Source organism: Vibrio sp. SCSIO 43135 (assembly GCF_023716665.1).
In the GTDB taxonomy this organism is placed as follows: domain Bacteria; phylum Pseudomonadota; class Gammaproteobacteria; order Enterobacterales; family Vibrionaceae; genus Vibrio; species Vibrio paucivorans.
Genome location: NZ_CP071859.1, coordinates 91948 through 114253, shown reverse-complemented (window position 1 = coordinate 114253; position 22306 = coordinate 91948). Strand labels below are relative to the sequence as shown.

General features: G+C 41.8%; 15 protein-coding genes and 2 pseudogenes. 9 read left to right on the top strand and 8 right to left on the bottom strand.

All coding sequences use genetic code 11. The annotated features are described in order from the left end of the window. The first annotated feature begins 59 nt into the window (after positions 1–59). The gene (gene recG / locus J4N42_RS00520; protein WP_252028989.1) at positions 60–2138 is read left to right on the top strand and encodes an ATP-dependent DNA helicase RecG; all 2079 of its coding nucleotides are present in this window, start codon (positions 60–62) and stop codon (positions 2136–2138) included. Positions 2139–2192: 54 nt separating this feature from the next. On the opposite strand, the gene envZ is transcribed toward recG, so the two are convergent. Beyond that, complete coding sequence (gene envZ, locus J4N42_RS00515; protein WP_252028988.1) at positions 2193–3497, bottom strand: two-component system sensor histidine kinase EnvZ; 1305 nt, start codon at positions 3495–3497, stop codon at positions 2193–2195. A gap of 97 nt (positions 3498–3594) precedes the next feature. Further along, positions 3595–4314 (bottom strand): osmolarity response regulator transcription factor OmpR, encoded by a 720-nt coding sequence (ompR, locus tag J4N42_RS00510; RefSeq protein ID WP_252028987.1) that lies wholly within the window; start codon positions 4312–4314, stop codon positions 3595–3597. A 156-nt stretch (positions 4315–4470) separates the two neighbouring features. Between ompR and J4N42_RS00505 the strand changes: the two are divergent. The 6 genes and pseudogenes from J4N42_RS00505 to J4N42_RS00480 all read left to right on the top strand — a co-directional run. Then, a pseudogene (locus J4N42_RS00505) lies at positions 4471–4611 on the top strand (transcription elongation factor GreB); the annotation flags it as partial. A gap of 712 nt (positions 4612–5323) precedes the next feature. Further along, entirely contained in the window at positions 5324–6664 is a 1341-nt protein-coding gene (locus tag J4N42_RS00500) for a metallophosphoesterase family protein (protein WP_252028986.1), read from the top strand. Then, positions 6661–7788 carry a GTPase-associated system all-helical protein GASH gene (locus J4N42_RS00495; RefSeq protein ID WP_252028985.1) on the top strand — a complete coding sequence of 376 codons (1128 nt, stop codon included), beginning with the start codon at positions 6661–6663 and terminating at the stop codon, positions 7786–7788. The genes J4N42_RS00500 and J4N42_RS00495 overlap by 4 nt, the downstream gene beginning before the upstream one ends. Before the next feature lie 5 nt (positions 7789–7793). After that, the gene (locus J4N42_RS00490; protein ID WP_252028984.1) at positions 7794–8801 is read left to right on the top strand and encodes a TRAFAC clade GTPase domain-containing protein; all 1008 of its coding nucleotides are present in this window, start codon (positions 7794–7796) and stop codon (positions 8799–8801) included. After that, a complete protein-coding gene (locus J4N42_RS00485; RefSeq protein WP_252028983.1) occupies positions 8794–9636 on the top strand; it encodes a TRAFAC clade GTPase domain-containing protein in 843 nt (280 codons plus the stop codon). Before J4N42_RS00490 ends, J4N42_RS00485 begins: the two co-directional genes overlap by 8 nt. Then, entirely contained in the window at positions 9629–11455 is a 1827-nt protein-coding gene (locus J4N42_RS00480; protein ID WP_252028982.1) for a GAP1-N1 domain-containing protein, read from the top strand. Before J4N42_RS00485 ends, J4N42_RS00480 begins: the two co-directional genes overlap by 8 nt. A 323-nt stretch (positions 11456–11778) precedes the next feature. Here J4N42_RS00480 and J4N42_RS00475 read toward each other — a convergent pair whose 3' ends face one another. Then, positions 11779–12309 (bottom strand): VspR family transcription factor, encoded by a 531-nt coding sequence (locus tag J4N42_RS00475; RefSeq protein ID WP_252028981.1) that lies wholly within the window; start codon positions 12307–12309, stop codon positions 11779–11781. 101 nt (positions 12310–12410) lie between these two features. Here J4N42_RS00475 and J4N42_RS00470 point away from each other — a divergent pair, with 101 nt between their 5' ends. After that, positions 12411–12725, top strand: coding sequence for a helix-turn-helix domain-containing protein (locus J4N42_RS00470; RefSeq protein WP_252028980.1), 315 nt, complete (start codon positions 12411–12413; stop codon positions 12723–12725). Here the strand turns inward: J4N42_RS00470 and greB (J4N42_RS00465) are convergent. From greB (J4N42_RS00465) to gmtY, 4 genes are read right to left on the bottom strand one after another with little or no spacing between them, the layout of a single operon-like run. Continuing rightward, positions 12722–13201 carry a transcription elongation factor GreB gene (gene greB, locus J4N42_RS00465; protein WP_252028979.1) on the bottom strand — a complete coding sequence of 160 codons (480 nt, stop codon included), beginning with the start codon at positions 13199–13201 and terminating at the stop codon, positions 12722–12724. The two genes, J4N42_RS00470 and greB (J4N42_RS00465), sit on opposite strands and share 4 nt — an antisense overlap. An 18-nt stretch (positions 13202–13219) precedes the next feature. Continuing rightward, entirely contained in the window at positions 13220–13843 is a 624-nt protein-coding gene (gmtX, locus tag J4N42_RS00460; RefSeq protein WP_252028978.1) for a gamma-mobile-trio protein GmtX, read from the bottom strand. Position 13844: 1 nt separating this feature from the next. Continuing rightward, positions 13845–18170, bottom strand: coding sequence for a gamma-mobile-trio integrase GmtZ (gmtZ, locus tag J4N42_RS00455; protein ID WP_252028977.1), 4326 nt, complete (start codon positions 18168–18170; stop codon positions 13845–13847). Beyond that, positions 18170–19465, bottom strand: a complete 1296-nt coding sequence (gmtY, locus tag J4N42_RS00450; RefSeq protein WP_252028976.1) for a gamma-mobile-trio recombinase GmtY — start codon at positions 19463–19465, stop codon at positions 18170–18172. Before gmtY ends, gmtZ begins: the two co-directional genes overlap by 1 nt. A gap of 342 nt (positions 19466–19807) precedes the next feature. Here gmtY and greB (J4N42_RS00445) point away from each other — a divergent pair. Further along, a pseudogene (gene greB / locus J4N42_RS00445) lies at positions 19808–20140 on the top strand (transcription elongation factor GreB); the annotation flags it as partial. Between the two features lie 44 nt (positions 20141–20184). Here the strand turns inward: greB (J4N42_RS00445) and J4N42_RS00440 are convergent. After that, positions 20185–22062 (bottom strand): ATP-dependent zinc protease family protein, encoded by a 1878-nt coding sequence (locus J4N42_RS00440; RefSeq protein WP_252028975.1) that lies wholly within the window; start codon positions 22060–22062, stop codon positions 20185–20187. Positions 22063–22306 lie beyond the last annotated feature (244 nt).

Below are 22306 nucleotides of genomic sequence, written 5' to 3'. Positions count from 1 at the left end.
AAAAACACAGTCAGGTGGTTAACTAACCTTAATTTCAGCCACTTACTTAGAGCCTCGCTATGTCTCAACTGCTTTCCGCTATTCCGCTCACTTCACTGTCTGGTGTTGGTGCAAAAGTGGCAGAAAAGCTGGCTAAAGTCGGCCTAAACAATGTGCAAGATCTGCTCTTTCACCTCCCCCTTCGCTATGAAGATCGCACACGAATCTACCCTATTGCAAAACTTCATGCTGGCCTGTGGGCTGCAGTGCAAGGCAAGGTAATGAGTGTGGATACCATCTTCGGCAAGCGAAAGATGTTAGCGGTTAAAATCAGTGATGGTAACGGCACCGTGACACTGCGTTTCTTTAATTTTACTGCCGCGATTAAGAATAACTTCGCTGAAGGTAAGTTAGTACACGCTTACGGTGAGATTAAGCGAGGTGGGATGGGACTTGAAATCATTCACCCTGATTACAAGTTTTTTGCTCCTCGCCAAACCCCAGATATCGAACAAAACCTTACCCCCGTCTACCCAACCACAGACGGCCTTAGACAGATCACTTTACGCAACCTCACCGATCAAGCGCTAGCTTTGCTCGATAAAGCAGCAGTGCAAGAGCTACTTCCAAATGGGCTATACGATCACCAAATTACGTTGGCGCAGGCACTGCATACCATTCACCGCCCGCAGCCTACCATCAACCTCGACGAGTTTGATGAAGGGAAGCACCCAGCTCAAGTTCGCTTGATCATGGAAGAGTTATTGGCGCAAAACTTATCGATGCTGTCGGTACGTAGTAAAGGTCAGCAAGATGCTGCCACTCCCCTTACGCCAGTCGATTCACTTAAGCAACAACTCCTCAAGCAGCTGCCGTTTGAGCCGACCAACGCTCAGGCACGCGTGGTAAAAGAAATTGAATCGGACTTGGAAAAGCCCCACCCAATGATGCGCCTTGTTCAGGGAGACGTAGGCTCTGGGAAAACCTTAGTTGCAGCACTCGCGGCGGTACGTGCCATTGAGCATGGCCACCAAGTCGCACTTATGGCACCCACTGAGCTACTAGCGGAACAACACGCGATCAACTTTGCCTCTTGGTTCGAATCGATGGGCATTCAAGTCGGGTGGTTAGCCGGTAAACTAAAAGGCAAAGCAAAAGAGACCGAGCTGGCGCGCATCGCCAGCGGTGAAGCACAAATGGTAGTGGGTACTCACGCTCTCTTTCAAGAACACGTCGAGTTCCATAATTTGGCCTTAGTCATCATTGATGAGCAGCATCGGTTTGGTGTACACCAACGCTTAGAGCTAAGAGAAAAGGGCGTGAAACAAGGCAACTTCCCACATCAGCTGATCATGACCGCGACCCCAATTCCACGTACACTCGCGATGACGGCTTATGCTGATTTAGAAACCTCCATCATAGATGAACTTCCACCCGGTAGAACCCCTATCCAAACGGTCGCTATTCCCGACACTAAACGGGATGATATTGTCGAGCGTGTACGTAATGCTTGCCTCAACGAAGGAAAGCAAGCCTATTGGGTCTGCACACTGATCGATGAATCAGAAGTGCTTGAAGCACAAGCCGCTGCCGACACAGCAGAAGAGCTGCAACGCACACTACCCGATGTCAAAATTGGTTTGGTTCATGGCCGAATGAAACCGGCCGAAAAGCAGGCAGTCATGCAGGACTTCAAAGACAACAAACTGCACCTACTGGTAGCGACAACTGTGATTGAAGTTGGCGTTGATGTACCTAACTCAAGCTTAATGATCATCGAAAACCCAGAACGATTAGGGCTAGCTCAACTCCACCAGCTGCGAGGCCGTGTGGGCCGAGGCAGTGTCGCAAGTCATTGTGTGTTGCTGTACCACTCCCCTCTGTCTAAGACTGCACAGAAGCGATTAAGCGTTCTGCGCGAAAGCAATGATGGTTTTGTGATTGCGCAGAAAGACCTAGAGATTAGAGGGCCCGGAGAGTTACTAGGCACAAAACAGACTGGATTAGCGGATTTCAAGATTGCCGATTTGGTGCGTGACCAAAGGTTAATCCCAGAAGTTCAGCGTATTGCGCGCTACATCCACGACAACTATCCGCAAAACGCCGTTGCCATTATCGACCGCTGGCTGGGTGATAGAGATGTCTACTCCAAAGCGTAGGTTAGTATTTAACCTTAAAAAAAGGGGCTCAATTGAGCCCCTTTTTTACATAGATTATTTGGTTGGGAAGCTTATCTGCGCCTTCAGACCACCTTCACTGCGATTATTCACCACCACCGAGCCATGGTGCTGACTGACGATACGTTTCACAATCGCGAGTCCGAGCCCTGTACCTTCGCTTCCGCGCGCTGTATCTCCACGAGTAAAGGGTTCAAACAGTTTGGCAATTTGGCTTTGCTCGATACCGGGGCCGTTATCTTCCACACAAATCCAGGCCAACTTATTGTCAGCCGTCGTTCCTGTCGAAATCTTAATCCAGCCACCACCATAACGCACTGCATTCACCACTAGGTTGCTGACGGCACGCTTTAGCGCTATTGGCGTACCAAAAGCAGGCTTCATGTTATCTTGCAGATCCGTCTCAATTTGGATCTCGTAACCGCCTTCTGACGTGGCAACATCTTTAGCGATATCGTTGAGGTCGACCGCTTCAAACGACTGTGTATTGACTGGTTTTAGGTAGTCCATAAACTGGCTGATGATTTCGTTACACTCTTCAGTATCACTGATGATCCCCTCAGCTAAATAGCTGTCTTCAGGAGACATCATTTCTGTAGCCAAACGAATTCGGGTCAGCGGCGTTCGTAAGTCGTGGCTAATCCCAGCCATCAGCAGTGCTCGGTCTTCTTCAAGCTCCTGAATGCCTTTCGACATCTGGTTAAACGCACGAGTCACGGAACGAATTTCTGATGCCCCTTTTTCAGGCAAAGGTGGAGGTATTTCACCACGTCCTACCCCTTTCGCAGCTTTCTCTAACGCAATCAGAGGTCTGTTTTGCAAACGAATGAAGAGCCAACCACCTGCCACAATCAATAGCGCCATAATCAAGCTATTACGAAACAGAGGGGCGAAGTCTTCTTCTTGCAGCTCAGAAAGTGGAATACGTATCAGCGAACCAGGTAGAGATTCTGTTTTTATCCAAAGAATGTAACTTTCACTGCCTAGCATCATCCTCACATCAGTTGGTGCACCTAACTCTTGAGTCATCTCTTCACTCATCAGGTCGATGGTCACCGCATGATAATACTCATCGGCAATCTCGCTGCTTTCTGAGTGGATGGTCACGCCAAGCTGTTCTAACACTCTGCGACGCGATGGTGCATCAAGCTCGAGCTCTTCTTGAAACTCAACAGAATCATCCAACATCAGATTGATTTCATGACCTAGGATGCGATTAAACTGCTGTAAGCTAGGCATCAGTGCGTAGTTGAACACCGCATAATATGAGTACACTTGGCTGGCGATCAGCAAAGTAAAAAATATTAGAATCGATTGAGTAAACGAACTGCGAATGCGCATAGAAATAACCTAACGAATGGCAATGACCTAACGAGGTGGAGGGAGTATCGTAAAAAAAGCTCCCACATTGAAGCAATGTGAGAGCTTAGAATAAAGCTTAAACTTCTTTACCGTCTGGGACAAAGACGTAGCCTAGCCCCCAAACCGTTTGGATGTATCGAGGTTTACTTGGGTCAACCTCTAGCATGCGGCGCAAACGCGAGATTTGAACGTCTATCGAACGCTCCATAGCTGAGTATTCGCGTCCGCGAGCCATGTTCATCAGTTTATCGCGCGACATCGGCTCACGCGCATTGGTCACCAAGGACTTCAGAACCGCAAACTCACCTGAAGTGAGTGGCATTGGTTCATCACCGCGGAACATTTCACGCGTACCTAAGTTCAAACGGAACTCGCCAAACTCAACCACTGATTCTTCAGAGCTTGGCGCTCCCGGTGCTTCAATCGTTTGACGACGCAATACCGCTTTAATACGAGCAAGCAATTCACGTGGATTAAATGGTTTTGGTAGGTAATCGTCTGCACCCACTTCTAGGCCAACAATACGGTCGATCTCATCGCCCTTGGCTGTCAGCATAAGGATTGGCAGCATATTGTTAGCGTTACGCAGGCGGCGACAGATAGACAAGCCATCTTCACCAGGCAGCATTAAATCCAACACCATAAGGTGAAAGTTTTCACGTGTTAACAGGCGGTCCATCTGCTCACTGTTAGCGACACTGCGTACTTGGAATCCTTGCTCTGATAAGTAACGCTCTAGTAACGCACGTAGACGCGCATCGTCGTCTACCACTAATATTTTGTAGTTTTCTTGCATGTAATGGTTCCACCTATTTAATAAGCTTGTACCCAAAGAAAATTAGGTCACGCAAAATGTAACACTGTTCTAAGCAAAGTGGCGCAAAGAATTGTTAACGTTTATTACCTTTTTAGCTAATGTATGCAGTAGATTCAATCGAATAACGTCAAGAATATGAAAACAAACCTAATTACTCGTGAAGGTTATGAAAAACTAAAGAAGGAATTGGACTTTCTTTGGCGCGAAGAGCGTCCGGAAGTCACCAAGAAAGTCACTTGGGCAGCCAGCCTTGGAGACCGAAGTGAGAATGCGGATCGGTACTTAGTACCACTATAAAAATAATTTTCAGTATAAGTAATTGAAGGATTGTTAACTTTTAATAGTATATGTAACTAAATACACATACTATTCTAGCAGTTATTGGCTTAGCGTATCATCTTATGGAATTGTCCCTAGACTTTAATCTAATATTCAACACAACAGTAGCTCTCGTACTAGCTCTATCAATAAAACTACTCTTGGACTTACGGCTTGCCGTCTATGCTGTCAAATATCTACACTTCCTCCCTGTTCGTTCTTTGTTTAGACAAAATCCACCTATATTGAAAGGGGAATGGCTTCAAGTATGGGATGTTGAAAGTGATAGGTTCTCGCAGTCCAACCTGACATCTAGTAGTTCGAAAATAAGGCAGCTTGGTAACTATTGCTATTCAGAGTTTGAGTCTGGCTCTGCAACATATGTTTTATTTGCAAAAATTGATAGAGACCAAGTCATAGGTGAATGGTTTGATAAAAAAGACCCATTGGGATACTCCGGTTCTCTACATTTGATAATTCATTCGAGCTCAAGGTTAGAAGGTATGTGGATAGGAAACTCAAAGTCTGTCGTAAAAGTAAAAAGCGGTACTTGGAGTTGGGATAAGAAGTTTGATTGATATCTACTTAGTTTCATTGCAACCTTGTGTATTTTTAGAGTATTTGGGAAACTCGCTAGACTTAATCTGTTAAAACTTATAGTGAGACTCCTTTGCTCCGTCTAATACACTTTTCTGATATTCATCTTCGCTCGCCCGACTGCGACTTTGATCATACCGATGAAAATATCCATATCAGGGATATGGTTCAAAGAGACATAGCTGAATTTACATCGGCTGATGGGAAGGCTGTCGATGCCGTCTTGATTACAGGCGATATTGCTTTTGCGGGTAAGGAGAGTGAATACCAAGCTGCTCACAGGTGGCTGGATAACCTTAAAGAGGCTCTAAAGCTTTCTAATGATCAGATTTTTGTAGTTCCCGGCAACCATGATGTTGACCGAAATAGAGCTGATGAACTCTTGCCAAGAATGATGAGGGATAATATTGAGTCGAAGACTCAGGGTTGGGAGCGAGAGAAAACAATTTCCGAGGCGTTTAGATCTGAACACGCAGATGCTGCCTTTTTTGCTCCAATGCAGAAGTACGTAGATTTCAGTTCACACTATGGTTGTCAAATCACTCCTTCGCGTCCTTTTTGGAGTAAAAGCCTAAAACTATCAGAGAGTGTTAATGTTGAGTTAAGGGGTATTACGACGCCCTTTTTTTCCAATAAAAACGATAGCCGAGGCTCACTAATATTAAGTAAGAGCCAACTTAACTTTAGGAAACTTCCTGGAGTAGTGCATATTTCTTTGATGCACCACCCCTGTGATTGGCTAGTTGATAGCGATGAGATAGAAGATATTCTCGACAACAATGTTCATATTCAACTTTTTGGCCATAAACATCGGTCTAGGTGGAGCAACGCCGATAACTTATTGAAAGTAGAGTCAATATCACTTCACCCTGATCGGTATGAGTCTAGTTATGAGCCTGGATATAACATAATAGATTTATCTCAAACACAGTCTAGTGATAAGAAATGCACTATTACAGCCAAGGTTGTCGTTCGGAAGTTAGAGTCTAATCCTCAAATGTTTGTTTCTAAGCCATTTTTTGAACATAAAGGATATTTCACGAAGGCAATTACTTTAGATGTGCTTGAGCCAAAGTCTCGTCCTAAGGCTGAGTATTCATCTGATTCGTTAGAAGCACCTACCTTAGAAACAGGTGGGGACTCTCAAAGCACTCGCGTAGATGAGAAAACAACTGACAAAGATTGTAATTCAGCTAAACAAAGCAATATAAATATTAAAGAAGCTTCGAGAGTTTTCGGGCTTTTAGAAAGAAGTAGTAAAGATAAGATTTTACTTGAATGTGCCCTTTTAGACCAAGATGAGCTTTTAGTGTCAGATGTTGAAAAGCAGCAAATTGCTTTTCAAAGAGCCATTGAGCAAGGAAAAGAAAGCCAACTTTACAAGATGATTATGATGAAAGGTAAAGCGATATGACAGACGTAGCGATGGTGGAGAATGAAGTTTGTCCACCAAACTCAGATTTTGCGGATTGGATGTCATCTGTACAGGTTGGTTTGGATCGAGATAACTTCCAACTTAGATGGAATACTATTTATCGATTATTCATCGACTCAGAAGGTGATCTAGATGACAGTTGGGTTTATGAACTTCTAAAACTTGCATTAGGGAATCTCAAAAACAACCCAGAATTTGCTGAACGATTGTGTTCTGAGTTAAAAAAAGACGACGTAATGTTTTCTAATAGTGGAGGCCAAAAAGATGAAGAACTGCAGGTTCTGGCATCTTATTCACTAAAGCTCTTGCTTGATGACTCTATTTGGGACGAAGACTTTGTTTGTACGAATATAGTTAAAATACAAGGAGCTTCTTTAAGTAATAGAAAGAGATTTAAAGGTGGTGTTGACCTTCTATCTTATGTGTCTGAAAAAAGATTCAATTTATGCAGAATGCGTAGAAAGAAGCAACATATTAGAGGGGCTTGTTCTCATTTTAAGAAAAGTGAAGAGTTTGAAAAAGAGTTCCAAACTCTAGAGGATAGTGGACCACATGCTACATACAATAAAAATGCTCTGCTTGCTCTAAAAAAAGAGCTTTTTTCCCAACTATCATCAACGAATTCGTCTCTTACAAGACAAGCAACACGTATTAATGCTGAGCTGAATAAACTAGCAGAAGAGCAGGAAGTACTTTGGTTGGCTTCTATTGGTTGGTCTGAACATTATGACAAACCTTACAATGAGCTAAGCCTCGAGAAAAAAATGTTATCCATTGCTATTAGCTTAGCTGAAAGAACCCTGATGTACGTAGAGCTACCTTCTGTAAAAGGTGTAGCTGCAAAGCTTGGGGTAGAATCTAGAGATGTTCAGTTTTCTGATTGGGTTGAAAATTTCACTAATAATGAATTTGAGCACCTAGATGAATACCTTTCTGAGATAGATGAATTAACTCCTATTTTGTTATCACTCAAGTTATCGAGTGATGGTAAATGGAAGACGAAATGGAGAGAACTTACAGGGGTAGACTATAACTTTCAGATCTGCAGTAGGGATCTAACGCTGCAATTGTACCGAGAATTACTAATTGTTAAGTGGTCATAGTGTAAATGAAGTGCACAAACCCCAATTGTAACTATGATGTAGATGGCTATTGCATCGATGGTTTACCTCTAGAAGACTGTCCTAGCTTTAATGAAGGACTCGATCTGGAGTTAATATCACCTGAAGGAGTCGATAGCTCTGAGGGTGATTTCGTTGAACCATCTGATCCAGATAATAAAATACCGTTTTGGGGACAAAAGCCTCTTTCGGAAGGTGCTGCTTCTTCAACTATGAAAGCATTTCCTAGTAAGGTCATATCTTTTGTAGGTCCAGTCGGAGTTGGGAAAACCACGTTGATTTCGAGTATGTATGATGTATTCAACCGAAGAAATCAGCTAAATGTGCGATTTGGGCACTCTCATTCAATTTATGCCTTTGAAAAGCTATGTCATCATGCGCGTGTGACATCAAACAGTTCGGAGGTTTCTACACCAAGAACAACATCTGCTGATGGAGTTACTTTTTATAATCTGTCCATATTGGACTCATCAGATAATAGGCATAATGTTTACCTAGCAGATAGATCTGGTGAAAGCTACTCTGAAATGCTCAATGATGTTGGACTGGTGAAGCAATACAGTGAGCTAAGCAGAAGTGATTTAATATGTATATTGATTGATTCAAGTACTCTAGGTGATAAAGCCAAAAGACATCGATATAAAAGACAGACTATTAACTTAATAAAAGCGCTTATTAGTCAACTACAGGCTTTTGAGAAGAATAACTTTGTATTATTGCTCACAAAGTATGATTTGGTCGAAGGTACTGTGAGTGAAGAACTTTGTAAAAAAGAAGTTGGAGCAATTTGTCAAAAGGTACAACAAGATCATGCTATTGGCTTGAGTTGTATTCACTTATCAGCTCGCCCTTTCCTCGAAGAGCAAGAAAAGCCTGATGCGATTTGTGAATTGTGGGACTTAATTACTCAATCAGAAAGATCTCAGAGTCGTATAAAGTTTACTCGTTTTAGATCGGAAAGAAGCTTTCATAACTTAGAGTTAATGTATGACTGATGATAAGAAGATAGTATTTTGCGGTTTACCAGCTTCAGGAAAAACGACTTTTCTAGGCGCATTAAGCTACCTAGCGGAAAGTAATGATGATAACAATGCACTTAGGCTAGAAGGGCTACAAGAGCAACGGCATTTCTTTAATCTGCTTGCGGATACATGGGTTGATTGTGAACCAATGATGAGAACCAAAATTGACAGCCAAGACTCTATAGAGATGACTCTCTCATCTACGGATCTCAAGTTCAATGTTGAGATGCCTGATTTATCGGGAGAAACTTGGGCTTCAATATGGTCTGAACATGAAATGTCACCGGTAGTTTCTAGTTTTTTAAATCAATGTTCTTCACTAGCATTCTTTATTCATGTAGATCAGATATCTACTCCTCTGAACCTCAGTGAAGAGAACTCAATGCTGCGTGGAAGTACGAATGTAGTGTTACAAGCTGAGAAAGCAGAGGTGTGGAATGCTGGTAAACATGCTTCGACTCAGGCGAAGACAGTCGATCTGTTGATTAAAGCTTCATCTATGATGAAAAATGCGAACAAACGAGTTGCACTAATACTTTCTGCATGGGATACCGTAAAGCCCAGAGAACAATCACCTCATGAATTTGTGAAAATCCAAATGCCTCTTTTGTATCAATACCTTCGTTCAGGTTTTGACTTTAGCGAGTTTCAGTTTTTTGGTGTGAGTGCTCAAGGGGGGTGCCTTATGGAGGATAAAGATGAGCTTTTGGAGGTTGATGATCCAACGCATCGAATTAAGGTTATAGAAGAAAGTGGGGCACAGCATAGTGACCTTACAAAAATACTTTCCTGGTTAGTCAATGAGTAACGTCATTCATCAAACATTTCATGGGTATGATAATGGGCATAAGTTGCTAGCTTCATCCGTTGATTTGTCAGTAAAAGCTAAAAATATTCTACTTAGAGAGTCAGACTCTCCTGGTGAAGAGTTCCATCATCAAGTTAAACCTTGCTATTCTGGCTATCCTATAGCTGAATCAGGATTTTATGTATTATCAAAAACGTGGGTAGCAAAAGAAATTAAGAGGCCAGGCTGTGTATGGACACATAGTTTACTTATACCATTTTCATTATTAGCTAAGCGTGAGAGTATTAATTGCTTTGACTTTATAGCTTTGTTTTTAACGCAAGCTAATGTCAATGAGCTACCATCTATAGAGCCAATAAATATTGACTTAAACTACTATAGAGCCTCTGATAAAGACTTATCTCCATTGTTTAGCCGAGTGTTTAGTCATGATGAACAAGTAACACTTAATTCTGATAATGTTTCATTTGAAGATATTACTTCTATTTGGGGTAAATTGTGGCCAAGAATGAGACGAGAATTTTCTTTTAAAACATGGGCGCCTAAAAACAATAGAATGTCATCAAGCTTTGATAAGTTTAGTTTGATTATTAGTGATTATGTACTTAATAATGAGGATGCTGATAACTGGGCAAAAGATTTCTTTATCGAAAACTCGTCTATTCATGACTTCAATTGGAAGTATGGAGCTTCTTTAACTGGGGGTAAAGGAGGAGTTTTTGAACTATATAAAGTTTGGAAATTATATATAGAAAATAAAGATGATGAATTGATAGATTATTTACTCAGATGGAGAAGAGCTCCAGTCCCATTAGTAAAGAGTGTTATTAAAAACGCATCGAAAGAAAAAGTCACCCTACCTTTAGCCTATCTGATTAGTAAATACATATTAACAATAGACGAAAATGATGTTGATGAGAGCTTAATTGTAGAGGTTGGTGATATAATATCAAAAAATGACATGAACTTTTTTAAAAAAGTTTTAGAGTCAAATTTTTACTATAAGCCAGCCTTCTATTCTAAAGGCATTATGAATCTTGCAGGTTATGATGTTGCCGAGTTGGTTCATAAGTGTAATATTGAATTAGCATCAATACATGATAAAAGCCTAATATCAGAATCTGGATTTTGGGAAAATCTACCTGTATCAAATTGTGTTGATATTATTAATGAATATGAGTGTTATAGAGAGATACCAAGTGGCCTAATGAAAAAACTATTGAACGATGTTGATAGTTTAGATCTTAAAGGTAGTTTATCTATTTATATTGTGATGTTCGGCTTTAATATTGACAGGTTATCTCACAAGGAGAAAATAATAACTTCAAAGTGCGAAGTTTTAGAATTCATCAAAGATGATTATCCTTATCCATCTATTGGTTTATATGATTTTATATTAGGAAACTACTCTGCCAGTGACTTGATTAAATTAGATGATAAGACTTTGTGTGGCATGTACTCTAACTCAAGTAAACGCAATGATAATATATTGAAGCTGTTTGAGGTTTTGTGTTTAGATGATGAAAATACTAGATTAGATACTTTAGAGTTGGTGTTTGGTATTACTTTTAATAAGTTAGCTTCATATGACTTGATGTATATGGATATGAGTAAGTTAAGAGCAACTTTGAATGACTATCTTCGCTTAGAAGTAGTCATCCCTAGTTCCCTACTCGAGATGCTAATTTCATTCTCTAAGCGTTATGCTATTAAGCATAAAGTAGACTTACCACCAAAAATTTCAGAGAAGTTTTATCTGTGTAAAGACAAAGGCAAAGATAAGAAAAAATATAATTTGTTCTGGTTTCTCGATCTATAAAAACATACTCGTGCCCACACTTACACCCTTGAATATTTGTTCATTACTTATTATTATCAACGTTGAGAGCCTCGGGTATTCCCTGATTTTTTAGCAATATGCTACCTACTGCTTGGCCAGAAGTGATAGCGTAAAACTAAACTTGGCGTAACTGCAAATCAGACCACCGAGGACATATGAAATTAGATAGCCCTGTACTTTTATACTAAAGATTGTGTAACTGGCAGGTATCGTATGAAAAAAGCCACTTTCAGGTGGTTTTTTTTACTGTTCATATAAGGCAAAAATCTTGCTGATCCGATAAGATATTTTCAACCATTTTCTTAACATGGCTGACTGCCCTCTAGGATAGCTTTTAGAGCATTCTCCAATCCATTCATCTTTCCAACTAAGTACGCTGAACGTTCTCTTGCATACTGTAATAATGGAGCTAAGCGGTCTTCAAGTTCAGGGAAACGACATCCCAATGACAGATATTCATCTATTTCACCAAGCATAGCCTCTAATTCACCTTTGTATTCATTACTTTCTCGAAGTAACACGGAGTAATCTGGTGTTGGTTCCTTTATAGAAGCTTCGCTTTCAGTTTTTCTCCGAGGTACTACTTGAAGTGCTCTAAATTGTTCAGTTTGAAAGTATCTTTTATTTCTTCCTGTCCCTTCGCTTCGAAGCCAACCCCTTTGTTGGTATTGCCATATGTGGCGATAAACCTTCTTTCGTTTTGCATCAAGGTCTTGTGTACTACATTCGATGCTTAATGAGGCATCTCTCGCTTCCGTAACGGAAAAACCATCCATTCTTCTTTCAATCAATAGCTCATGCATTACTGCACTGATTTTTGTAGAGCACTTCATGTATTGTTTTATCACCAAAAAACTAAGGATTGCTTAGTATACAGAAATCGATAAAACTAAGAAAATCTTAGTTACTATAGGTTTTCACACATGAACCGAAAATGTCATTTACTAGCCCAATCCCAGTGCGACTTAAAGATGCGCGCAAAAAAGCTAAACTCTCCCAGAAAGCCTTGGGGGTGCGAATAGGTATGGATGAAGGCTCGGCAAGTGCCCGAATGAATCAGTACGAGAAAGGCAAACACACTCCTGACATACAGACTCTAAAGCTCATTGCTGACGAGCTAGGTGTTCCTTTGAACTATTTCTTTTGTGAGGAAGAAAGCTCTGCCAAGTTAGCTTGCTTGATTGCAAATCTGAACGAGGAAGAGAGGCAGGAGCTTATCAATAAGTTGAGCGGTTCCAGAGATAATTAGAGTTTGTTGTAGCTAATCGAGTTAACGAACCATTCTTTGTCACCTTCAGGAGTGCGAACCGTGACTTCGTCATCCACTTCCTTCTTCAACAATGCTCTCGCCATAGGTGAATCAATCGAGATGTAGTCTTTTGCGTCTCCGTAGATTTCTTCAGGCCCGACAATTCTGAATGTCTTCACATCACCGGCTTCATTCTCAACCTCAACCCAAGCGCCGAAGAAGACCTTTCCTTCTTGTTGAGGAGAGTAATCTACGATGGTCACCTCAGGAAGAAACTTGCGAAGAAAGCGCACACGACGGTCTATTTGACGAAGTAAGCGCTTATTGAAAGTGTAATCGGCATTTTCAGAGCGATCGCCAAGGCTAGCTGCCCATGTGACGATTTTGGTGATCTCTGGACGCTTCTCATTCCACAGATGGTCGTGTTCCGCTTTGAGTTTGTTATAACCTTCTCTGGTGATTAGTTTTGTTTTCACTTCTGCAATCCAAGTTATCTATAAGTTCTGTAACGCCTTTTTAATTGCATCCAAAGTCGCAACAGGGAAAAAAGACTTTTGAGTATCACTTGAGACTATACTGCCATTTTTTCCAAGCTCCAATTGATGTCTACGTAAAAACTCACTAGAAATGAGGTACTCCAATGCGCTTCGTTCCAGCTCAGTTAGCTTTATCGATGCAACAGAGACATCGACGTTATCGAACACTTCAATGACCTGATTGATAGGCACTACTTCATTAAGTAATCGCTCCGCTTCCTTTTTCTGAGCATAGAGAATGTTGGCTTGAAGCTTAACTACTGGATCTTCTAGTTCATCTATCCAAGCGTGCATCTTACCTTTTGAGGTGCTTCGCGCTGACCTTGGTTGGTCTTTTATTGAGGAGTTGAAGCTAGCAATTAAAGTTCGGTAAGATTCACCGGTTTTGTTTCGGATGCTTTGTGCTGCAGGAACACCTCGCCCTTTTCCAAGACGAGCTATCGTTGAATAACTAAAGTCGTTCAATCCGCGCTCTTGTTGTTCCTTGCATATGGTGAACACGGCCTCTAATGAGTTCTGTACCCGAGATGATGCCTTCTTTTTTAGCTGACTCAGTACTTGCTCAGGAGTAATTTCTGACATGCTAACCGATCCTTTTTAGTGGTTTCGATTTCTCAAACAGTTCACGAATCGTCTTTTCGTCGAACTGGTTATCTATCGATAAGTCCTTTAGGGTCAAGCTTCCATCTATGAGGCGGTCGACGTTCTCCCAGCCTTTCAAACGTGTCAGCATTAACTCTGTTAACTGGTTCCCCACTAAGAGTTGTTCTTCTTCTGACAGTAAAAATAGTTGCGGCTGAATACCATTTTCAACCATCATTTTGTCTATCATTTGGGAACGCCTGGTTACTGCTAAATCATCACTACAACTGTGGTACAGCTCAGCGTTCGAACATACTTCTGATAGTTGATGGAAATTACTCACTTCGTCTAGCTCTACACCTAATGTAAATTCATGCGGCACAATAAGTTGATACTGATTCTCCGTGTTTTCTTTAGGCTTACGCATAAGAGTTTGGCAATTATGGATGTGTCGGTGAATCGCGTTCATGTCTGAGAGATACAAATCTAGCTTCTTCGCTCGTGTTTCAATTTCCGAGTTCAAATGCATACGCTCTCCAACTAACTCACATCTATCAGACTCCAAAGCCGACTTCTCTGAGCTATCCGCTTTAATTTTGTAAAGTTGGTGATCAATGATATCTATCTTCTCTGCAATATTATCAAGCTTCTGCCCAAGGGAAGCGTAACGTATAGACTGAGTGTTTACGGCTAGGCTAATCTCATTGAACATGGCGGCAAGTCCAACCAAAAATGCAGGGCCGGTAATGAAGAATCGACACTGAAAGCAGTTCTGCTCACCCAAATAACCGGATGGTACAGGGTGATATATGTTAGCTTTTGTGGCTACAGGACAGCCCCCTTCTGAACAAAAAGCACCGCCGACAGGGCAGATACCGAAGTCTTTCCAAAGATAGCTGGAGGCCGGCCGAGCATTGTCTAGTGAATTTAGTAGATCCACAGATGAGCCTACCAACTGTGATTTAACCTCCTCGATTCTCTGTTGTTCAACATACGATTTGAGCGTTTGTGTTGCATTGCTCAAAGCTTCCTTTTCTCCCAACTCCATCTTCTCTCGTAAATTGGCACCAGTTTTATCGCTCTTGAGATAGTAGATAGACATAATGATGTTTGAGTGACCAACTAGCTTCATTATGACTTCTAACGGAATACCGAATTCATACGCGTACGCGTTGATCAAACTGACGCGCATTGAGTGCGGAGTATAGGGGGATTTGAAGTGTGAAAGCGGTATCGTTTGACTCTTTTCCAACTCTTTGATCGATTGATTGTATTTCAGTCCTTGGTAGGTAGCCGTTGTAATATCATTCTCGCCAGAGAAATATAGTGCAGATGCAAGTCGTGTCGTTAGTCTGCCACCAAATGTGCCTGGCTCTTTTTCTAGATAGTCTCGGAATAAAAAGCAATTCGCCCCTTTTTGCTTACGCTGTACTTCGTTTAGATTAGTGCGCTCACAATCAAGCCATTTCGTTGGCTCCTTAAGTGGATTATATTTCTGTTGCCACTTTCTCAGCTTCACTAACCAATAGGCGAGTTCGGTTGGCATGAAAGGTATTGTATAGCCTGAACCATCAAATTTTGTCTTGTTGGACGTATAATGAACACCAAACTCTCTTTGACCTGATTTACTCACCATACTTTGCCGATTAGTTTGGCCAGCCAACTTAGATCTATTTTTCTTCCAGACTACATTACCGTTCTTAAAATCGGCGAGCTCCTGATCAGCCTCTCCAGAATCGCAATAAACGATTTGCATCCCTCTCGCAGGTAGTTGCATCAGTGAGTAGGTATAGGTCCAATACGCTGGAAACCAAAGGTAGGTTTTTCCATTTTCAACTTTGAAAACACAATCTAGGTCGTTTTTATCTAGGAGAGAACTATCGTTGATCTGTACCCAATCTGATGAAAAACGATGCAAATGAGCCAAATCCCGATAGTTTAGCTTTTTCTCTATAGAGTCCAATGGAAATATCCATTCTCGCCCTGCTTTTACATATTGATAGGGCAGAGCCATCTTGTCTGTTTCGTTGATAGCTTGAGGAGCAGTCTCTCCATTAAAGTTGATGTGACTAAAAGGGTTTTTAGCGCCCTTGATGTGGGTAATTTCTCCCGTCTCTGTGTCTTCCAAAATAAGATAACTCGAGATAATCCAATCTAAGAACTCATTGATTGAGAATGCCCATTTTTTTCTTCGAGTCACTGGAACTTGTTCAAACAGATTCAGCATGGGTTGAATGTTTGTCGAACCACGAGTAAGAAACTCCAACGGAGATGTTTCAAAATCATTTGGCTCAATGTATTCACGAACAAATTCACATAAGTCTTTCGCTTTGGTATCTCCCCCACGTGCAGACTTGAGAAACTCTTTTATCGTCTCCGCCCACAAAGACCATTCATCGGTAAAGTATTTTACCTGGTACGGTCGTTTTACTCCCCAGAAGTCATAAGTGTTAGTCCAGCCCTTTCCTTGATAATACTCTTCTGGTTTGGCTGGCATTCTAGGGTCGTTGGATTCTGATCGAAGCTTCGCATATTCAGCGAGACTGAAAACACCTTTGCTTCGCACCAAAGCCACTAGTTCGTCATATCCATAAGGTCGTGGTATATCGAGAGCATCATACCAATTGCTCCAGTCAGGTATTTTTTTTTCAGGTTTGGAGGGTAATTGAGAATAGTTCTTCTGCGTAACTCTATATTGAGCAGAGTCTTTGATTTTTAGAATCGTACATGCTGTTTTGAACTGCTTTAGATTAGATATATCACTAGGCAATAAGAACTGAATCCAGCCAGACCAATCATCAGAGTAAATCTGACTGGGACGTGAGGGAAGACAATCATCTTCTTTGTAACGCTTCCGATATTCTAGCTGCGAATGAATACCCAAAGCTATTGCCGCTTTACTCGCCTCTCCATATGTTGGATATAAAAACCGCTTCTCTATATCCAGAAAACTAAACCAATCCACCCAATCAACAGAATAAGTCCCATATGGATGAGAGGGAAGGCACTCATCCTCTTTGTAGCGCTGTTTATACTCCTGTTGCGATTGGATGCCCAAAGCTATTGCGGCTTTGCTTGCCTCTGCATAGGTCGGATATATAGAGCGTTTTTCTTTATCCAGAAAACTAAACCAGTCCACCCAGTCATCGGGATAAGCCTTATTTGGAAGAGAGGGAAGGCATTTATCCTCTTTATAACGCTGGTTGTATTCCACTGTCGATTGAATACCCAAAACTATTGCAGCTGCTTTTGCCTCAGAATAGATCGAATATATAGTTCGTTCCTTTGTACCCAGAAAGCTAAACCAATTTACCCAATCATCTGCATAAGTCCGATTTGGACTAAAGGGAAGATTTTTATCCTCTTTGTGGCGCTTCTGATATTCCGAGTACGATTGAATGCCCAAAGCTATTGCAGCTGTTCTTGCCTCTTCATAGGTTGGGTATATAGACGGCTTTTCTATATCCAAAAAGATAAACCAATCTACCCAATCATCCGCATAAGCCGCAGCCGGACGAGAGGGGAGGCATTTATCCTCTTTGTAGCGCTGGTTATATTCAGAAACCGATTGAATGCCCAAAGCTATTGAAGCTGTGCTTGCCTCTGCATAGGTTGGATATATAGACGGTTTTTCTATATCCAAAAAGCTAAACCAATCCACCCAGCTATCCGTATAAGTTCCATTTGGGTGAGAGGGAAGGCATTTATCCTCTTTGTAGCGCTGGTTATATTCAGAGATCGATTGAATGCCCAAAGCTATTGCAGCTTTACTTGCCTCTGCATAGGTTGGGTATATAGACGGTTTTTCTTTATCCAGAAAGCTAAACCAATCCACCCAATCAGCGGCGTAAGTTCCGTCTGGATGCGAGGGAAGACATTTATCCTCTTTGTAGCGCTGTTTATACTCCTGTGTGGATTGGATGCCCAAAACTATTGCAGCTTTACTTGCTTCTGTATAGGTTGGGTATATAGACCGTTTTTCTTTATCCAGAAAATTAAACCAGTCCACCCAATCATCGCCGTAAGTCTGTTTTGGGGAAGAAGGAAGACATTCATCCTCTTTATAGCGCTTGTTATATTCGTGTGCTGATAGAATACTCAAAGCTATCGCAGCTTTGCTTGCCTCTGCGTATGTTGGATATATAGTTCGTTCCTTTGTACCCAGAAAGCTAAACCAATCCACCCAATTATCGGCATAAGCCTTATCTGGATTAGAAGGGAGATGTTTATTCTCTTTGTAGCGCTGTTTGTATTCCTGATATGATTGAATGCCCAACTCGATCGCCGCTTTGCTTGCTTGGTTTATAGTTTTGTAGAACTTTTTCATCAGTAAAAACTTCTCATTTGATGACGAACTTCATCGTCTGAAGGTTTCAAGTAAACCAAACAGCTATCAGGACTTTTATGATGCATCGCTTTTTGAATCTCTAGCTGAGAAAAGCCTCCTTGGCTTAATCTATATCCATAGGAGTGGCGATGTGCATGCGGGGTTGTCCCTAATGACTTGCAAGGTTCGAGTCCAATTCGTTGAACGGCTCTGTTATGTTTTTGATTGAAATTTTTTTTACTTTCTGGGTTGCCTTTTGAGTTAACAAACAGGAACGGAGATTCTGAAGCAGGTTTAATCGAAAGGTACTTTTGCAGTAACAGAGTAAACTCAACAGCTTTACTTACCGGATAAAACATGACGTCAAAGGACAGATTGCGATTTGTAAGCAAAGGTCCTTTCCAGCCCGCGTAGAGCCTATGGCTTCTCGAATAGTCATTCCTTGGATTCATCCGGTATTTATGAACCAAGTATTCATTTCGTTTACTGAAACGTTCATCTGGAGACTTTCCATCACTAGGATGGAAAACCGATATCAGAGCTGAACCTGATTGTGGATCTATCGATATGTCATCGGTATATATATGAAAGCACTCTGACAATCGTAGCCCACCAAAATGCATCAACATTACGATTAACTGGCTACTATAATCCGGCTCTCCTGAGGTAGAAACAAACCCGTGCAAAAGTAAGTCTTCAATTCTATCTTCTGGAAAGCGATATACCGCTTCAATATCGACTAGATGCCTCTCAGGTCCACGAACCTTTCTAACAGCGGAGAATTGCTGTCGGGACGGTTTCGCTAAATGATTTAAAAAGCTACGACTGTGCCTTCTGTAGTAAGCACACCATTGCAAACGCTCTTCTACCTGAGTTGCTTTCCTCAAGGGATTTAGCTTGGGTAAGTCAGTGCCATGGATAGTGTCTAGGTAATCACAGTACTCAGTAATATGACGAAGAAGAACATTAACATCCTCATTTCTTCGATGGCTCCAGAACAAACCAGAATCATCTTGTCCATCTTGAATAGTTCCGAACTGTAATGCTTCAACAAAAGCTCTAAGTAAATCTGTAGCCGTTGAATAGTTTGATACTTGGCGCTCAATGAACTTTAAGAGAAGCTCTACAGCAAAAGTATTCCGCTCTAGCCACGATTGAGATTTGTAGCGATTCTCGTGCAAAAATCTCAGATGAGAAATCAGCAAACCACTTTCAGTAAAAAGCGCTGGAAAACGAAACGAAGGCCGACTTGCATGAGCTTTGTAGTTCACTCCACGTTTGATAACGAAACTCATTTCTTTGTTTGTCTTAAGTAGTCATGCCATCCAGGCCAACTCTTATCGTAATAGGCCGTCATACTTATAGGTAGATGCTTAAACTGCTGTTTATTCTTACATTCCCGATCATCACAATCGGAGAGTCGACCACTGCTCTCCAGAAACTCACGCCAACTCGTCCATCGCTTGTCATAGTCCATAGGCCACCTAAAATACTAAGGAACTCTTAATATACTACTTAGTATATAGTTGATGGTTCTCACTAATTCAAATGACTCAACTATAAAAAGAGGCCAACTTAATATCAGATAGTTAGAAGTAGTATTGCAGCTATTAGTACGTTCTTAAGAGTAGAACTAATACCAGTACAATAAAAAAAGGCTGCGTGAAATCGACCGTCGTGTCCGCTATCTGCGCAAGCGCTTGGAACAAGTGAAAGTCGTCGATTACTCGCCACAGCAAGAAGGAAAAGTATTTTTCGGTGCTTGGGTAGAAATCGAAAATGACGCCGGCGATGTCATGCAATTTCGCATCGTAGGCCCAGACGAAATTTATGGTGATGCCAAGGGCTATATTTCGATCGATTCACCAATGGCCCGTGCGCTATTGAAAAAAGAAGTCGATGATGAGTTTGTGGTACGCACACCGGAAGGCGAAAAAGAGTGGTTTATTAACTCAATTCGCTATCAATAAAAAAATCCCCGCTAAGGCGGGGATTTTTAAATGTGTTACGGCTGTTAGTCTTTGCCTAACAAGTAGTTTTCATCGCTACTCACGACAGCACCGTGTTTTAAGAAGTTCTTACCCAAAATCATGCTGTATTCAAAGCGAGAACGATCCTGAAGGTTCACTTTAACGCGACGCTCTAAATCTCCGAGCTTAACCGTCATTTCTACCACTGGGCGGATATTCGGTTTTTCACCTTTCTTCGCTTTAATGCGCATTACATCAATCACAGGCTTGGTGAACTCTTGTTTGTCACCTTGGCTGTTTTGATACGTAAATGTCACCATATCTTGGCCATCTTTCTTGAAACGCTTGATGTTGACCGCATTCATTGAGCTTACGTCAGCACCCGTATCCAATTTCGCAGGGAAACGCATGCCTTCGACTTGAGCAATTTCGATATGACCCGCTTTAAATAGTGGATCGGCTTGCAGCAGGTGATCAGCGCGAGTATTCACAAAGACACCGTCTTTGACCATCTTCTGGCCCAATACGAAGTAAGGACGTTTTTCATCGCTATCTAGCACATCAATAGCAAATTCCTGTTCACGCACTTCGCCTTCAAGAGCAAACTGACCTAGCACCACAGGTCGAACCGTGTCGCCTACCCGTAGGTTTTTCTGAATCTTCTTAGTAATTTTTTGCTGTTCGCCGTCCGAGTTTCTCAAAAAGTACTCAACGAACTCATCTTTACCCTTATCAGTCACCTCAAAGCTTGCCACCTTGAGTAGTGGAGTTTTGACGGCAAATGATGGTTCTGCATCTAACTTAAAGCCATCCAGCGATAGGCTCTCTTGTGGGGAGACCACTAAAGGTTGGTTCGACTTGGCCACACTTAGGAAGCTCTTGGCACCTTTACCCAAAAGATTTTCAGCACCAGTGTCGATCATGAACGACTCGCTGATTGTGTTGGTACCAACACGCAGCTGAGAACTGCTACCCGAACGATCTTTTAGGTACACCAACCAATATTGTGTCGTTTTACTGTCAAGCTGCACTGGCACATATACCAACGGGCGTTTGTGACCACTTACTTTTAACATGCGTACAAGTGGCAAAGTCATCTCTTTCTGCTTGCCGTCACTACCAACCATGTCGAACTTCACTTCATCACGCTTAGTATCTATATCGATATTCTTCGCGTGCAAAATGCTGTAGCTGTTCTTCAAAGAGAAGCTGACGTTAAGCGGTATATCATTGATACTGACGGTTTCTTTTTTACCCACCACTTTGGCTTTTGGCTGCTCTTGCAAGTAGTCATAACCGGCAAACACCCACGCATTGTCGGCCAAAAATGTTTTACCAATCAGCACAGGCGTCGAGAAATTGCTGCGATCGGTTAGGTTAACATCGGTTTTCACTTGGCGGCCCGCGATGCTCATTGGAATCTTCACAGTTGGGCGCAACAGTGGCGTGCTGCTGGTACGGCTACGGATCATCGCCACCCTTTCCAGTGGTTCTTTGATCACTACAGGCTCACCACTATATGGGTGTTGAACGGTAAAGGTGACAGTCGCTTTGAAGGGTGCAAACGTGGTCCCGTCCCAATCAAAATAGTCGAGCTCTTTATTTTTCTCGACTTCTTTCACCATCGCAGCCATTAAGTCGTGATCTTTCAGGTCTTTATAGTCTGGATTGGCACTGGAAACATGGATATTTTCCGCATGCATAGAAGTGCTATCAGCACCGGTATCGATTTTGCCCACAAACGGAACGCCTTTTAACGCCTCCGCATCGTGCAAGTACACATTCTCAAGACGGCCAAGTACCAATTTATCGTCTAGCTCATACGCTGGGCTCTGCGTAGTAAAAGGAATTTCTACAGCCAGAGACGAGTGAGAAAACAAGGAGGTACTCAAGATGGCTAACGCCAAGGATATTTTTTTCATTCTATGCATCCGTTTTATTCTTCCGGTAAACCTTACCGTCTTTCAGTCCATAAAAAAAACAATAAGTTCTGACACTAGTTACAGTTTTGACATAACTTTAACCAAAGTACACATTCATCTTTTACTTTGTCTGCAAAATTGACACCTGAGTAGCAAAAAGATTGGAAAATAACGCCTTAACCCCAATATACACAAACACTACAGCGTCATAAGTCCGCTTTACGGGAATCTCCCTACAATCAAA